Source organism: Candidatus Thiodictyon syntrophicum, from assembly GCF_002813775.1.
GTDB lineage: Bacteria > Pseudomonadota > Gammaproteobacteria > Chromatiales > Chromatiaceae > Thiodictyon > Thiodictyon syntrophicum.
In genome coordinates, this window is the sequence record NZ_CP020370.1 from 4278831 (window position 1) to 4293889 (window position 15059).

15 protein-coding genes are annotated in these 15059 nt (G+C 67.7%); 12 read left to right on the forward strand and 3 right to left on the reverse strand.

Annotated elements, in window-relative coordinates:
• Positions 1–10: 10 nt before the first annotated feature.
• Together THSYN_RS17950 and THSYN_RS17955 are read left to right on the forward strand one after the other, a co-directional pair.
• Entirely contained in the window at positions 11–625 is a 615-nt protein-coding gene (locus THSYN_RS17950; RefSeq protein WP_100920337.1) for an SCO family protein, read from the forward strand.
• Between the two features lie 137 nt (positions 626–762).
• On the forward strand, positions 763–1233 hold the full coding sequence (locus tag THSYN_RS17955) for a copper chaperone PCu(A)C (protein ID WP_100920338.1): 471 nt from the start codon (positions 763–765) through the stop codon (positions 1231–1233).
• Positions 1234–1396: 163 nt separating this feature from the next.
• On the opposite strand, the gene THSYN_RS17960 is transcribed toward THSYN_RS17955, so the two are convergent.
• A complete protein-coding gene (locus THSYN_RS17960) occupies positions 1397–2470 on the reverse strand; it encodes an AraC family transcriptional regulator (protein ID WP_236848602.1) in 1074 nt (357 codons plus the stop codon).
• Positions 2471–2771: 301 nt separating this feature from the next.
• Between THSYN_RS17960 and THSYN_RS17965 the strand changes: the two genes are divergently transcribed.
• From THSYN_RS17965 to THSYN_RS36575, 5 genes are all read left to right on the forward strand, one after another.
• Entirely contained in the window at positions 2772–4352 is a 1581-nt protein-coding gene (locus tag THSYN_RS17965) for an arylsulfatase (RefSeq protein WP_100920340.1), read from the forward strand.
• A 134-nt stretch (positions 4353–4486) separates the two neighbouring features.
• Entirely contained in the window at positions 4487–5497 is a 1011-nt protein-coding gene (locus tag THSYN_RS17970; protein WP_100920341.1) for an HAD family hydrolase, read from the forward strand.
• 109 nt (positions 5498–5606) lie between these two features.
• Positions 5607–6410 carry a hypothetical protein gene (locus THSYN_RS17975; protein WP_100920342.1) on the forward strand — a complete coding sequence of 268 codons (804 nt, stop codon included), beginning with the start codon at positions 5607–5609 and terminating at the stop codon, positions 6408–6410.
• Positions 6411–6965: 555 nt separating this feature from the next.
• Entirely contained in the window at positions 6966–7340 is a 375-nt protein-coding gene (locus tag THSYN_RS36015; protein WP_250645189.1) for a transporter, read from the forward strand.
• Positions 7270–7440 carry a transporter gene (locus tag THSYN_RS36575; protein ID WP_250645190.1) on the forward strand — a complete coding sequence of 57 codons (171 nt, stop codon included), beginning with the start codon at positions 7270–7272 and terminating at the stop codon, positions 7438–7440. Before THSYN_RS36015 ends, THSYN_RS36575 begins: the two co-directional genes overlap by 71 nt.
• 56 nt (positions 7441–7496) lie before the next feature.
• Here THSYN_RS36575 and THSYN_RS17990 read toward each other — a convergent pair whose 3' ends face one another.
• Both THSYN_RS17990 and THSYN_RS17995 read right to left on the reverse strand, forming a co-directional pair.
• A complete protein-coding gene (locus tag THSYN_RS17990) occupies positions 7497–8561 on the reverse strand; it encodes a patatin-like phospholipase family protein (protein ID WP_236848603.1) in 1065 nt (354 codons plus the stop codon).
• A 471-nt stretch (positions 8562–9032) separates the two neighbouring features.
• Positions 9033–9293: a hypothetical protein gene (locus THSYN_RS17995; protein WP_100920343.1), complete on the reverse strand. Its 261-nt coding sequence runs from the start codon at positions 9291–9293 to the stop codon at positions 9033–9035.
• A 747-nt stretch (positions 9294–10040) separates the two neighbouring features.
• Here THSYN_RS17995 and THSYN_RS34055 point away from each other — a divergent pair.
• The 5 genes from THSYN_RS34055 (at position 10041) to THSYN_RS35420 (ending at position 15044) form a co-directional block, all read left to right on the forward strand.
• Positions 10041–10190: a hypothetical protein gene (locus THSYN_RS34055; protein ID WP_157817760.1), complete on the forward strand. Its 150-nt coding sequence runs from the start codon at positions 10041–10043 to the stop codon at positions 10188–10190.
• 16 nt (positions 10191–10206) lie between these two features.
• On the forward strand, positions 10207–10341 hold the full coding sequence (locus THSYN_RS36720) for a hypothetical protein (RefSeq protein WP_257791189.1): 135 nt from the start codon (positions 10207–10209) through the stop codon (positions 10339–10341).
• 25 nt (positions 10342–10366) lie between these two features.
• The gene (prsT, locus tag THSYN_RS18000; protein ID WP_157817761.1) at positions 10367–13243 is read left to right on the forward strand and encodes an XrtA/PEP-CTERM system TPR-repeat protein PrsT; all 2877 of its coding nucleotides are present in this window, start codon (positions 10367–10369) and stop codon (positions 13241–13243) included.
• Positions 13244–13503: 260 nt separating this feature from the next.
• Positions 13504–14205: a hypothetical protein gene (locus THSYN_RS18005; RefSeq protein ID WP_100920345.1), complete on the forward strand. Its 702-nt coding sequence runs from the start codon at positions 13504–13506 to the stop codon at positions 14203–14205.
• Positions 14206–14210: 5 nt separating this feature from the next.
• Positions 14211–15044, forward strand: a complete 834-nt coding sequence (locus THSYN_RS35420; RefSeq protein WP_216644568.1) for an SH3 domain-containing protein — start codon at positions 14211–14213, stop codon at positions 15042–15044.
• The last annotated feature ends 15 nt before the right edge of the window (positions 15045–15059 follow it).

Below are 15059 nucleotides of genomic sequence, written 5' to 3' on the forward strand. Positions count from 1 at the left end.
TCCGCACACGATGAAACGCACCCTGCTCACCCTGGCCGTCCTCGCCCTCGCGGCGGGCCTCGCCTGGCTCCTGTGGTTCTGGGAGCCGGTCCCCGCGCCCGGCTACCAACATCGCCCCCTGGCACTGGCCGCCCCGCCCACCGGCGGCGATTTCCGGCTCACGGCCGGCGGCGAAACCCTGGATCTGAAAGACCTGCGCGGCCAGGTGGTACTGATCTATTTCGGCTACACCTGGTGCCCGGACATCTGCCCCACCAATCTGGCCTTCATTGCCGCCGCTCTCAAGGCCCTGACCCCCGAAGAACTGGCCCGCGTCCAGGTCCTGTTCATCAGTGTCGACCCGCAACGCGACGACCCCCGGCGGCTGGCCCAGTACGCCGGCTATTTCCACCCCAGGATCCGCGGCGTCACCGGCAGCGCGGACCAGGTCGCTGCTGCCGCGCGGCGCTACGGGGCGGCCTACCGGCGGGTCGAACAATCCGACTCGGCGATGGGGTATCTGGTCGACCACTCGGCCTACACCTATCTGGTCGACCCCCGCGGCACCCTGGTGCAGACCCTCGACCACGCCACCCCGCCCCCGGTCATCACCGCGGCTATCCGTAAACTACTCGACGCCGGCTAGGAACCGTTGTCGTTGTCGAGGTTATCGTAGCGTCCCCGATTACGATTACGACAACGACAACGACAACGCTCGTGTTTGTGTCTAACCTGTTCTTGACTCTCTGCTTAGCGTCACTCACCCGACAGGAGCCCAGTGCCATGTCCCGTTCCCGCGTCCGTTCCCTGTTCACCGTCGCCCTGCTCGCCCTGGCCCCCGTGGTCTGGGCCGCGGGCCCCGCCGCCGTCACCGTCAGCGACCCCTATGCCCGCGCCGTCCCGCCCGGCCAGCCCAACAGCGGCGTGTTCATGACACTACGCAATGCCTCCGACCAGCCCCGCGCCCTGGTCGCGGCCAAGAGCCCGGCGGCCAAGACGGTGGAGTTGCATACCCACACCAACGACGGCGGCGTCATGCGCATGCGCAAGATCGAGCGCATCGAGATCCCCGCCGGGGCGAGCGTGCAACTCAAACCGGGCGGCCTGCACGTCATGCTGATCGGCCTGAACGGCGACCTCACACCCGGCGGCACCGTGGCGCTCGACCTGTCATTCGACGACGGCAGCCAGGCCCAGGTCCAGGCCCCGGTACGCACCATCGAGACCGCGCCGATGGCGCCCATGGCCCACTGAGCCGGACGCGGACTCATTGTGGGAGCGGCTTCAGCCGCGACCGGCCTCGCCAACAGCCGCGGCGTCGCAGGTCACCGCGGCGTCGCGGCGCGACCACCGAAAACCCTCCGGGCGAGGCGAATGCCCCGCCCGGCACGGGAGATTCAAGCGCGGATGACCTCCGCTACGGGAACGTGTTGACCACGGTCGCGCTGGTCCCGCCGCCGGGGTGCCCCATCCAGAAGGGCGGGTAATCGCCGGGGAAGGGGCGAGCCAGGGTGCTGGAGGGCGGTTCGCCGAAGACACTGCGATAGTGGGCAGCCAGGCGCCCAAGCTGGGTGAACCCGAGGTGATAGGCGAGCTCGGTGACCGTCGATTCCCCCGCGGCGCTTGCGAGCAGGGCTCGGCGCAGGGCATGCAGGCGCAGTTGCCGGATGAAGGTCCCCGGGGAGACGCCCAGATTCTCGCGAAAGGCATACTCCAGAGCGCGGGCGCCCACCCCCGCCGCGGCGCACAAACCGCCCAGGTCCAAAGTCGTCAGGTCCGCGTAGCGAATCGCCTCGATTGCGCGGTCGTAGCCGCGCCGCCGGCGGGACTTCCGTCTAGGCAAGGCACGGCACTCCGGCGGCAGGACGCGCGCCGCAAATCCCAGCACCAGTTCCCGCTCCAGGGCCACCACGGCTGCGGGGTATCGGAGCATCTCCGGCGACCCATGAACGCGAGCCAGGATCCCGTTCAGCCAACGACCCAGGCCCCGGACGGTCTCGGCACAGGCGGGCAGCACGCGTGCCGCAGCCCCGGCCTCCAGCAGTTCTACCTGCTCCGGGGGCAGGTGCCGGCACAGCAGCGACCGCTGCACCAGGAACAGCAGATGCTCTTGGCCCTGGTCAAGCATCGCCTCCAGCCCCGTGGGCAGGGTGGCGGGCAACCCGCGCTCGTGCAAGGGCCGTCTGAAGTACGAGGTCTGACTGCCCGGCTTGACGGGTACCGCGCAGGCGAGCATCCCCTCGGGCGAGAGCGCCTGAACCCGAAACCGGGTCGCGCACGACTCGCGGTAAAGCATGCAGTTGGGCGTGGCGAGGAAGACCTTGCGGATCCGAAAGGACCCGCTGCCGAGCGGGGTGCCGATGACCTCCCAGGGCTGGCCGCTGCGCTCCCAGCAGCAGGGATCGTCGGTGTCCTGGATGCCGGCCAACGCCAACGGGGTGCCCCGCCCGCCCGTCGAATCGATCCCGGTCGAAGCTGCGCCCGAAAACACTGTGCCCACCTCCGTCTCTTTTCGCAAACTGAATAGCACCCTAGTGAAACGATAGGTATTCTCCGCCTCGGTGTCCTGCGGCGGCTACCCGGTGCCGCGTCGGACGGGTAAGACGCGCCCGCAACCGCAACCCTGGCGCACGCTGCCCAGCAGGCCCCGACAGCCGAGATGGAACAAGACGATGCCGAAACCGACGGCATCGCAGCCCCGGCATCGGCACCGGTGTCAACGCTGAGCGGAAAGCGCGCCTGGCCCAGGCGTGACCGCACCTGTTCTCAACCTGAACCTAGAGAGGACTCACATGATGCAACAAGAAGATTCGCGGCGACACCGCCGTCGCCGCTTACTCGGCGCCCTCGGCCTGACCCTGACCGCGCTGGGAGCCCTGTCCGGCGCCGTGGCGGCCGACAAACCCAACATCCTGGTCGTCTGGGGCGACGACGTCGGCCAGTCGAACATCAGCACCTACACCCATGGGCTGATGGGCTATCAGACCCCCAACATCGACCGCATCGCCTCTGAAGGCATGACCTTCACCGACTACTACGGCGAGCAGTCCTGCACCGCCGGCCGCTCCTCCTTCATCACGGGTCAGAGCGTCTTCCGCACGGGGCTCTCCAAGGTCGGCATGCCCGGGGCTGACGAGGGGATGCAGATCCAGGACCCGACCATCGCCGGCCTCTTGAAGGCACAAGGCTATGCGACCGGGCAGTTCGGCAAGAATCACCTGGGCGACAAGGACCCAATGCTGCCGACCAACAACGGCTTCGACGAGTTCTTCGGCAATCTCTATCACCTCAACGCCGAGGAGGAGCCGGAGAACGCGGACTATCCGAAGGACCCCGAGTTCCGCAAACGCTTCGGCCCGCGCGGCGTCATCCATTCCTGGGCACTGCCGGACGGCACCCAGAAGATCGAGGACACCGGCCCCCTGACCAGGAAGCGCATGGAGACGGTGGACGACGAGACCTCGGAGCGCGCGCTCGGCTTCATCGAGGAACAGACCAAGGCCGGCAAGCCCTGGTTCGTCTGGTGGAACGGCACCCGCATGCACTTCCGTACGCACGTCAAGCAGGAGCTGCGCGGCATCTCGGGGCAGGACGAATACTCTGACGGCATGGTCGAGCATGACCTGCACATCGGCAAGTTCCTCAAAAAACTCGACGCGCTGGGGATCGCCGACAACACCATCGTCTTCTACTCCACCGATAACGGCCCGCACATGAACACCTGGCCGGATGCGGCCATGACGCCCTTCCGCGGCGAGAAGAACACCAACTGGGAAGGCGGCTGGCGCGTCCCCGCGATGGTGCGTTGGCCGGGGCACATCAAGGCCGGGACCTGGAGCAACCAGATCGTCCATCACATGGACTGGCTGCCGACCTTCCTGGCCATCGCCGGCGCGCCCGACGTAAAGGCGAAGCTCCTCACCGGCTATCAGGCGAACGGCCGCGACTACCGGGTCCACCTCGACGGCTACAACATCCTGCCGATGTTGACCGGTGCGGTGAAGGACAGCCCGCGCAAGGAGATTTTCTACTTCTCCGACGACGGCGATATGACCGCCCTGCGCTACAACGACTGGAAGGCGATCTTCCTGGAGCAGCGCGCGGAGGCAACCTTCCAGTCCTGGCGCGAGCCCTTCGTGCATCTGCGCGTACCGCTGCTCGTGAACCTGCGCCGCGACCCCTACGAGCGCGGCATGGTGACCTCCAACACCTATGACGACTGGTTCCTGGAACGGTCCTTCCTGCTGATCGCGGCAAAGGATTACGTCGGCAAGTTCATGATGACCTTCAAGGAGTACCCGCCCAGGCAGAAGGCCGGGAGCTTCAATCTGGACAAGGTGATGGAGCAGTTGACCCGTCCACGCGCGGACTGATCCCGGGTGCAAGCTGACCCCGGGCTGGATCGGCAGACAGGGATGTCGCACGATCCGGCGACGGGATCGCCAACGGTCTTCGCCACCCGTGACCGGTTCGGTAGCCGACCAACGACTTCACCCAAGGAGCCACCATGCGCCATCTTCTGACCCTCGTCGCCCTGCTGGCCTTCAGTGCACTCGCGAGCGCCGAGCCGCTCCCATCCTGGACGGACGGACCGACCAGGACCACGATCACCGCATTCGTCGAAGACGTGACGACCGCAAGCAGCCCAAGCTTCGTGCCCCCGGCCGAGCGCATTGCCGTCTTCGACAACGACGGCACCCTCTGGGTCGAGCAGCCCATGTACACCCAACTCGCCTTCATCATCGACCGCGTCAAGGCACTCGCCCCCGAACATCCGGAGTGGAAGCAAGAACAGCCGTTCAAGGCGCTGCTGGAGGGTGATCTGAAGGCACTGCAGGCAAGCGGCATGAATGGCGTGACGAAGCTGCTGGCCGCCACCCACGCGAACATGACCACCACGGAATTCGAGCGGATCGTCAGCGACTGGATCGCCTCCGCGCGCCACCCCCGCTTCGACCGGCTCTACACCCAGGTCGTCTACCAGCCCATGCTGGAACTGCTGGACTACCTGCGCGCCAACGGCTTCAAGACCTTCATCGTCTCCGGCGGCGGGATCGATTTCATGCGGGCCTGGACCGAGCCGGTCTACGGCATCCCGCCGGAACAGGTTGTCGGGTCGCAGATCGCCATGCAATACAAGGTGCAAGACGGCATGCCCGTGCTGATGCGTCAGCCGGAGGTCGCCTTCATCGACGATAACGCGGGCAAGCCCGTCGGCATCCAGCGCCACATTGGACGCCGGCCCATTCTGGCCTTCGGTAACTCGGACGGCGATTACCAAATGCTCGAGTGGACGACTGCCGGTGCCGGCAAGCGGCTGGGACTCATCCTCCACCACGACGACGGCGAGCGGGAGTACGCCTACGACCGCGAAAGCCATGTCGGACGCCTCTCTAAAGGCCTCGACGACGCCGTTTCCAAGGGCTGGACCCTGGTCTCTATGAAACGCGACTGGAGCCGGGTCTTCCCGGTCGCACCCGAGGTCTCGCCGAGCACACCTGGCGGTGGTCATGAGTGAGATTTCGTCTTGAATTACTCGAAACTCGTCCGTCGGCACTGGCACCTGCCCGGAATGACTCCGCAGGTGGGTCGGATGGCTCGGAATCTGTGATCTAAAGAGGTACCAAATGAGACCGATACAAACGCGGATCGCCTTGGCCACCGGTCTCCTGCTGGGACTTCCTGCTGCCGACGCCGACGATGCGGCGGCCCTCGCCAAGGAGCTATCCAATCCCGTGGCTGCGCTGATCAGCGTGCCCTTGCAGTCGAATTGGGAGCAGAACATCGGGCCGGACGACCGGGGCAGCCATTACACGCTCAACCTCCAACCGGTGATTCCGATCTCGATCGGCGAGGATTGGAACCTGATCTCCCGCACCATCCTGCCGGTCGTCGATCAGTGGGGCATCGTTCCGGGCGCCGACAGTCAGTTCGGCCTCTCGGATACGGTGCAGAGCCTCTTCTTCTCGCCCAAGGCGCCGACCGCCAGCGGGCTGATCTGGGGTGCCGGTCCGGTATTCCTGCTGCCAACCGCCACCGATGAACTGTTGGGAAGCGAGAAATGGGGCGCCGGCCCGACCGCCGTCGGACTGGTCCAGAAAGGCCCCTGGACCTTGGGCCTGTTGGCAAATCACATCTGGTCTTTCGCCGGGCCGCGCGACCGCGCCGACATCAACGCGACTTTCATCCAGCCCTTTGTCACCTACACCACACCCACCGCCTGGACCTTCACGCTCCAGAGCGAGTCCACCTACGACTGGGAGGGCGAGCAATGGAGCGTGCCCATCGCCGCCCAGGTCGCCAAGTTGACCAAGATCGGCGGGCAACTGGTGCAGTTCCAGGGCGGCCCGCGCTATTACGCGGCAAGTACGGACACGGGACCCGCGGGCTGGGCCTTGCGATTCAATGTCGTGCTGTTGTTTCCGAAATAGGGATGCTTAGGCGACTGTTCATGCCGAGTGGCGCCCGAGGGCCTTGATCATCGTTCCGGCCCCGAGCGCCGCCGCCAACTGCGAGCCGCTGCCGCTTGCGCCGAGCAGGGTCGAAGTTCCTGCCGGTGGCCGGAACGATGATCGACGCCCGCCCGAGGACCGGGCGCTCTTGCCACCCCACTTTGCCACCCCCTTTGCCAACCATAGAGGCGCTTCCCCATGAGATGGCTGATCGGAGCCCGCACGATTCAAAGAAGCACGTTCCTCGGCCATGCGGCAGGCGGCCTCGGCCTCGTCTTCTGCGCGCTCGTCCCCTTGAGCGGGGCAGCCACGGAAGGCGGTACCAGCCACTACCTGCCCGGGGGGTGGCAACGCTGATCGACTTGGCGCCGACCCAGCCTGGCTGGGTGGTCGAGCCGGTCTACCTCCATTACCAGGGCGACGCTGGGACCAAGAGAACCCTTCCGGTCGCCGGCCTCGACGCCCTCGGCCTCAAGGCGACCCTCGACGCCCTGTTGATCGGCGGCTTCTATACCCTCGATCACAAGGTTCTGGGTGCGTATTACAGCGTCGGCGCCATGCTGCCCTACACCTGGATCACGGCTCAACTACTGGAGCATCAATCCCATCGTCGGCGCCGCCTACAGCAACCCCAAGACCGGCTTCAACGCGGCCCTGCATGGCGGAGTCTTGTTCAACACGCAGAACCCGGACACCGACTACCGAAGCGGCACGCTGGTGCATCTGGAGGGCAGCGTCCAGCAGCTCTTCCCCGCGGGGAAAGGCTTTCTCAGCCTGGGCCTCGAAGGCTTCTGGGTGGAGCAGGTGACCGCAGACAGCGGACAGCGGACAGCGTCCGATCCTCGGCGACTTCAAGGGCCGCACGGCCGGCCTCGGGCCAGTGCTTGGATATGTGCTCCCTTTGGGTAAGCAGAATTTCGTCACCGAACTGCGATGGCTCCGGGAGTTGGATACCAGGAACCGGCTCGCGGGGGACTACGTCTGGCTCAAGCTCGTCTATCAGTCTTAGCCCGTAGGCACACCCCTAACCCGCTGATTACTTGGTTTCACCACGCCCTGCCCAACCTATGAATCGCGCGCGGGGCGCCGCCCCGGGCTGGCAGGTCGCGCCCCTGCGGAGTTCAGTCGGGTCGCAAGGCAATAAGCAGAACGGCCTGCCGACCCGCCCCGCCCACCCCTGGCGGTCGTCATGAGTGAGATTTCGGTTGCTTGGCTGCTCGCCCTCGGACTCTTAATCGGCATCCTGACCCTGCTACGGCATGGCCGGGGGTGCAAACCCGTCAATGCGATCAAGTCGCGAAAGCGTTGCTCGGCCTGGAGCGCGCGGATCGCGCGGGCGGCGGGCCGCGGCGGGTGGTCGGAGACCAGAAAGGGCTTAACCCACTCGGGCGTGGTCGACTGACAGGTACCGCCATAGTTGTTGATCGTGACCGGCGAGAGCACGACGGGCACCGCCGACGAGGCGGCCGCGGCGCGGGAGAGCCGGACCGCATTAAGATCCGAGCACAGGACGTCGAAGACGCGCTGGCTGAAGACGAAACGGGAGCCGGTGGAGATGTCGGTAGCGGACGCAACGATCAGAGGGCCTTGGCCACGGTCGAGATCGCCGAAGGTGGCACCGTTGAACAGGACCTCGTCGTAAAGCTCGGCCGCCAATTCGGAACGACCCCAAGCGGTCGACCCGAGCCGGGCCCAATTCGACGGACTGAGCGTGCGTGCGACGATCTCGCCCTGCACATCGCGCTTGAGGAAGCGTTGCTCGTAGTCATCGAACAGCCGGTCGCCGTAGAGACCATAGGCGAGCGCCGTGAAGCTCCCACCCGAAACGCCGGTAATGGCGTCCACCGCGTCGAGCAGGCGGACCTTGTTGCCCTGCGGTCCGACCACCTCGGTCCGCCGCAGGGACTCCAGGACGCCGTACGAGAAGGCGGCGGCGCGGGTACCCCCTCCCGAAAAGGCGAGGATGACCAGATTCTCTTTGTTCCTGTCCCGCGGCTGGCGCGTCTCCCAGCGGTAGCCGGCGCTCGAGTCCGTCTGGGTGATCGGCGGATTGATCGGGCGGGTTGCGCAACCGCCAAGCAGCAACAGCGACACCAGCAGCCACAATGATGGCATTCTTGAGCCAGACATGATTTCTTCCGACCAGACCGCGCGCGGCTGGATCATTTGACGGTGTTCGCGCAACCCTCAAGGCACAGGTCGCGCACCTTACTGAAGGCATCCTGTTGTTGCTAGCCGTACGGGGCGGACGCTGCGTTCTGCCGTCGGCGTGGCGAGCGTGGGGCAAACGTGGGATTACCCCCAGGCAACGTTCACTCGGCCAAATCTTGAGAACGGGCCAACGCGCGCAGAATACTCCGGTTTGATATCAGATCGGGCATCGACGGTCCGGTCTTGGGTCATCGGAGTCCTTGGCGCGCCGACATGTCATTCTGATTATACCCCAGCCTGACGTTAGGCTCGCGGCCGAAAATGCGCCAGGTTAGGGTCGATTTTCCCCTCTATCTGACAGGTGCGACATGCCCTCTCAGACTTCAACCGGTAGATGCCAAGGCAGTTGTCGCATTGGTCATCTTCATGGGCGAACCGTGGCGCAACGGCCTACCCGCCCGCCCCTGACACCAAACCGCCGCACGCCGCCAACCCCGCCTTGCGCAACCCGTCGGCAAAGACCTCCGCGAGGTCCCCGAGCGGAAACCAGAACCCGAGAATCGCGTCGATGCGCCCCGCGGATTCGGGCCACAGCGCCATCATCCGCTCCCACGCCAGGCGCGCCGGCGCCCGCTGACCGAGCTGGCCATGGATGACCGCAAGGTTGATCTGAAACGGAAAAAAACCCAACTGCGCGAAGCGCCCGAGCACCGCCAGGGCCTCGCGATACCGGCCCTGGTGCAGGTGGGCGAGCGAGAAGACCAGGTGATACCAGGCGGTCGGTGTCGGTGTCCTGCGTGGTCTTCATAGCGATCGAGCCTTCTGATCCCGAACCAATCAGCGCCAGTGTAACGGCATTTAACGGTCAAGTCCGACAGGGCGGGGCCTTCGTCGGCTATTCTGCCACCGATTATCACCCGAGCGGCCATCGTCGGCCGCGGGCCGCAACGTCCCTGTCCCCGTTCGCCGAAGGCCGTCGCCAGCCGCGCTGAGCGCGGCATCCCGGACCCCTCCCCATCCACACCGCCGGCCTGTTGCTGAAGGTCATCCGGTGCGCGCCCAACGATGGTCTCTGGTGCCAGGTGCAGGCCGACCCTGACCCCAGCCCTGATCAGGGCGCGGCACCGCGCGGCTGGGTCCTGGCGAAGGACCTGCGGGCGCAGTGAATCGCCGTGCGCCTGGCTTGGCGATACCGGCGGCGGCGGATGGGCAGGCGGCGGGTGGCCCATGCGAGGAACCCGGGGCGCACGGCGCCCAACACCCGCGCTACACCGCTGGAGCGGTATCGCGCGGCACGAGACGAACCCTTTTCTTCACATATCGACGTCCTTGCCCCGGGCTGGTATGCCGCGCCCCCGCGGGGCTCAGCGACTCATACGGGGTGCCTGGACCAGCGCCCCCGCTTCGCTTACCCTCCGACAGGGGCGGACCCGCCTCCTTCGACACTGGAGACCCACCATGCACACGCGCGCACCGCAACTGCTCACCGCCGGCCTCCTGGCCGTCGCCGCGACCTCGGCCCAGGCCGCGAGCCTGACCCAACGATCCGAACAACCGGATCGCATCCATCACCTTCAGCGAGACGCCGGGCTCGCAAAGCGCATTTGAGAGCGACAATCACACCGTGGTCGCCAGCTATATCGATTCCGGCGATCACACCGGCCAGGATATCCCGCTCCCCGGCACCGCGCTGCTGTTCGGCCCGGGCCTTGCGCTCCTGGGCTGGGCGCGGGCCCGCCGGTCCAAGGCACGGACCTGAACGCGGCCCCGGGACCATCGCGACCATGACACAGCTTCCAGCGACCCCTTGGCGCCCGTCCATCGCGGCACTCATCCTGGCCGTCCTGCTGAGCCCGCCGCCGCTGGCGGCGCAGACCGGTGCGGCGGCGCCCGACCCTAAGGGTGCCGCGCCTGCTGTCGGCGCCGCGGACGCAGACCTGGATGACGAGGATGCAGAGCCCGCCAAGGACAGCAGTCGGCTGCTCGGCGAGACGCGCGCGCTCCTCGCCCAGGGCAATGTCACCGGGGCCAAGGTTGCCCTGAAGCTGCTGTTGCGCAATGCGCCGAACAACCCCGAGGCCCTGTCGCTCCTGGCGGACATCGACCTGCTGCTGCGCCGCGGCGGACCCGCCGAGGTGGTCCTGCAACGGGCCATCACCCTGGGCCTGCCGCGGGAGGAGGCACTCGCCCGACTCGGCCAGGCCTATCTGCAGCAACGCCAGCCCCAGCAAGTTCTCGCTGAACTCGCGCCGCCCGGCGATGACCCGGCGGTCGCCGCCGCGGTATTGGCTGTGCAGGCGCAGGCCCAGGTACAGCTCGGCAACCGGGCGGCGGCAGCGGCCCTGCTCGCCGAGGCCCTGGGGCGCGACCCCGACAACCTCGCGGCACTGACCGGCACCGGGCTGCTTGCGCTCGCCAATGGCGAGCGCGACGGCGCCCGCGCCGCCCTGGAGCGCGCCGTCGCCGCCCACGCCGACGCCCACGAGGCGCTGGCCGTGCTCGCCGAGATGGACCAGCAGGACGGCCGCCTGGCGGAGGCGCAATGCCGCTACACGGCCGCCCTGCAGCTTTCCGGGCGGCAGTGGCTCTATCGCTTCAAGCGGGCCCTGGTGCGCATCGATCTGGGCGATCTCGAGGGCGCCGGCACGGATCTCGATGGGGTCGAGAGCGCCTTCCCGGAGTTCGTCGGCTTGAACCTGGGGCGCGGCAGTCTGGCCCTGGCCCAGGGGCGGCCCGACGCGGCACTCGACGCGCTGGAGTCGTACCTCACGATCGTCCCCCGGGATCAGACGGCCTTCCGCCTGGCGATCCGCGCCGCGGGGCAGTCGGGCAACCGCCCGCGCATCTACGCGCTGGCCAAACGCCTCCAGCGTGAGGCGCCGGGGAGCGCCGGTCCCGCGCTGGTTACCGCGGAGGCCCTGCTGGCGGCCGGTGACGGCCCGGGGGCATTGGAGGTGCTGGCACCGGTGGCGGCCATGGCCCAGCAGGACCCGGATGTGGCCCTGCTGCGGGTGCGCGTCCTGCTCGCCGCGAACCAGGGCGACGAAGCGCAACGGGCGCTCCAGGACGCCGTCGGCCGATTCCCGGGACATTCCGGGCTGGCGGTGCAGCGGGCGCGCGGGTTGTACGGACAGGGCTCGAAGGCGCCTGCCCTGGCGGCCGTCGACACCGTGCTGAAACAGGCCCCCGCCGACCTGGATGCACGCGCACTGCGGGCCCAGGTCCTGCTGGACTTGAAGCGTCCCCAAGAGGCGCTGGCGGACGGCCAGGCCTTGGTGGACGCCGCCCCCAACCGCAGTCTGGGCTACCGGGTGGTCGCGGCGGCGAGTCTCGCCGTCGGCGACCAGCAGGGGGCTCGTACGGCCCTGACTCAGGCCGTGCAGCGGGCCCCCGACGAGGCCGACCTGCGGGTTTCGCTGGCGCGCCTGGAGATCGAGGCGGGCAATCTGGAGCAGGGGGTCGCGCGCTACCGCGAGGCCCTGGCGCTGGACCCCAACGAGCGGGACGCCCTGGCGGGTCTGGCACGCTGGGATAAGAGCGCGGGCGAGGACCCGCTGGCGCCTTTGCAGCAAACACTGGCGCGGGAACCGAACAATCCCGCGCTGCGGGCCGACCTGATCGCCGGCCTGCTGGCACGCGGCCAGGTGGATGAGGCGCAGCGGCTCGCCGATGCCACGCCCACCGACCTGACCCAGGGCGGGCCGCCCCGCCTCGCCCGCGTGCGGGCGGTCGCCTACCTGGACGCGAAACGCCCGGCGGACGCCCTGGACCTGCTGCTGCCCCTGCTCGCCGCTGCCCCCCAGGACGCGGAGCTCGCCTATCTCGTGGCCCGCGGCTATGCCGCCCAGGGCGACAGCCGGGCCCGCCGGTATTTCCTCGACGGCTGGCGACTCGACCCGCGCACCCCGCTCGCGGGCGCCGTGCTCACCCAGGTGCTCACCACCCTGCCGGACCAGACCCAGCAGGAGGCGCTGGCCAAAGATCTCGCGCGGCTTCAACCCGACAGCACGACCCCGGAGCGGCTGCGGGCCCTGATCGCCGCCGACCGCGGCGACCTGAAACAGGCCGTCACGCGCTGGCGCGGGCTCCACACCAAGGCGCCGGATGATCCGCAGACCTTTCAGGCCTATCTGCGGGCGCTCCTGGCCGCGGATCAGGGCGCCGAAGCGCAGGCCTTGGCCACGAACTGGAGCGAGCGGCACCCGCAGGACTGGGGCGTCAGTCTGTTGGTCGCAAACTTCCTGGCCGGGAAGAACCGCCCCGCCGACGCGGCGCTCTGGTATCGGCGCGTGCTTGCGGCTGCACCGGACAACGTCTACGCGCTGAACAACCTGGCCCTGCACCTGGCGTCCAGCGATCCGCAGACCGCCCTGGGCTATGCGGAGCAGGCCCTGCGGCGCTATCCGGACCGGCCGCCGATCATGGACACCGTCGGCACAGTGCGCCGCGCGGCCGGCGACGCCACCGGTGCCGTCGAGATACTGACCCGCGCCCACGAGGCCGCCCCCACCGACCCGGGCATCGCCTTTCATCTCGCCCAGGCCCTGGCCGCGACGGGCGAGACGCAGCGGGCCGCCGGGCTGCTGCGCGAGGTCGTCTCAGTGCGCTTCGCCGAGCAGTCGGAGGCGCAGGGGCTGCTGGCGCGCTTGGGAAACCATTAAGCAGGGCCAATGATGGGTTTCGCCGATGGGTTTCGCTGCGCTCTACCCATCCTACGGGGGGACCCGCGCCGCCTGGGAGCGAGTCGCTCGAGCAGGCGCAACCGCCGAGGGTGCGAGCATGGCTTGGTCATTATTCCGGCCACTTCCGAGGGTGACGGGTTGCCGCAAGGGCGTGTGGCCGGAGTTTTGATCAAGGCTGGCGAACACCTGCCATCGTGCATCCATTCCAATCAATAATCTCACCGCGGAGTCAATCGAAGTTGAACCAGATCAAACCTCTCCATGTCCAGATTGGTGCCCTGCTGGCCTTGGCGCTCGCTGCCCCCACCGCCGCCCTTGCCTACGGCGAACGCGATGCCATCCGCGACTGCGAGAGGCGTCTCCGCAGCGATTATCAGATCAGCGACCTGCGCGATGCCACGGCCGAGCGTCTGCAAGACCGGCTGCATCATTACAAGGTCCAGGGGCTCGCCAAGGTCGATGGGGAAAAGTACCCCTGGACCTGTGAGATCGTGAACCGGCGCGTCGCCGCTATCCAGTACCAGGGACGCCGGTCCTCCCAGGGCGGGGGCGGGACGCCCGAGGTGGTGCCGCGTCGTTCCGGCGAGATCGAGGTACGGATGCCGAGCGGCTGTACCGCGCTGTACGATCGCGACGGCCAACTGATCAACCGCGGCAGCAGTTGCAGCCACAGCGACCGTCGCCGCGCCGCCGATGCCGCGGATTCTTACTTCCGTGAGCAGGGACGCGATCACGGCCGCGGCCGCTACGAAGGGGGCGGCGCGCCGCCCCAGCTCATCGCCGGCAGCAATGGCGAGGCCGAGGTCGTGTTCAAGAACGATTGTGTCGTCTACTACGATCGTCGCGGCCGGCGGACGAACGTATCGCCGAAATGCCAAGGCAGCCAGGTAACCAAGGCCGATCAGGCGCTGCGCGCCTATCGCCGCGAGCAGGGTCTGTAGCCGCTATGAAATACGTGCTTTCTATCACCGCCCTGCTGCTCGTTTCGACCACCGCGGTCGCCATGACGCCCGGCAACATGCCCGCCTATTGCCGCGGCCAAGCCGCGAGCGCCTTCGCCACCCCTGATCCCAACCGAGGCCTGAGTTCCACTATGAAATCACTCCCTTTCATCTTTCTCGTCTGGCTCGTTGCGGCGGTGCCGGTCCTGGCCGCCGATGGCATCCGCGAGGAGGCGGTGCACTTCAAGGCCGGGACCTCGGGCACCACGCTCAAGGGCCGCCTGCACGGCGACCAGGATGTCGACTATGTGCTCGGGGCCAAGGCCGGGCAGCGGATGACGGTGGACCTGCACACCGACAATCCGCAAGCCTATTTCAATGTTCTGCCCCCGGGGACCGACGAGGCCATCTTCGTCGGCAGCAGCGCCGGCAATCGCTTCGTCGGCACCCTGCCCGCCGACGGCAACTACCGCATCCGGGTCTATCTGATGCGGCCCGCCGCCCGCCGTGGCGAGACGGCGAACTATCGGCTCGGTATCAAGATCGGCGGCGGCGCCCACGCGGGTGCGCCCGCCCCGAAGGGCGACTTCGCGGACGGCCTGGCCGGCGGCCCGGACTTCTGGCAGGTCACCGGCGTCGCCGCGAATGACCAACTCAAGGTCCGGCGCAGCCCCTCGGCGAAGGCCGCGACCATCGTCGGTCTGCCCAACGGCGCCGTCCTGCGCAATCACGGCTGCGCGATCCACGGCGGCCAGCGGTGGTGTCAGGTCTCCATGCAGGACGACCCCGGCCGCCGCGGCTGGGTCGCCGGCCGCTATCTGCGCGAGTCGTCCAACTAGTACCACCAGACGCAA

Bases quoted from the DNA above. Each gene is read 5' to 3' on its own strand.
- THSYN_RS17975 (WP_100920342.1), top strand. From the start codon at position 5,607: ATGAGACCGATACAAACGCGGATCGCCTTGGCCACCGGTCTCCTGCTG.
- THSYN_RS17950 (WP_100920337.1), top strand. From the start codon at position 11: ATGAAACGCACCCTGCTCACCCTGGCCGTCCTCGCCCTCGCGGCGGGC.
- THSYN_RS17955 (WP_100920338.1), top strand. From the start codon at position 763: ATGTCCCGTTCCCGCGTCCGTTCCCTGTTCACCGTCGCCCTGCTCGCC.
- THSYN_RS17965 (WP_100920340.1), top strand. From the start codon at position 2,772: ATGATGCAACAAGAAGATTCGCGGCGACACCGCCGTCGCCGCTTACTC.
- prsT (WP_157817761.1), top strand. From the start codon at position 10,367: ATGACACAGCTTCCAGCGACCCCTTGGCGCCCGTCCATCGCGGCACTC.
- THSYN_RS17990 (WP_236848603.1), bottom strand. From the start codon at position 8,561: ATGTCTGGCTCAAGAATGCCATCATTGTGGCTGCTGGTGTCGCTGTTG.
- THSYN_RS35420 (WP_216644568.1), top strand. From the start codon at position 14,211: ATGAAATACGTGCTTTCTATCACCGCCCTGCTGCTCGTTTCGACCACC.
- THSYN_RS17970 (WP_100920341.1), top strand. From the start codon at position 4,487: ATGCGCCATCTTCTGACCCTCGTCGCCCTGCTGGCCTTCAGTGCACTC.
- THSYN_RS34055 (WP_157817760.1), top strand. From the start codon at position 10,041: ATGCACACGCGCGCACCGCAACTGCTCACCGCCGGCCTCCTGGCCGTC.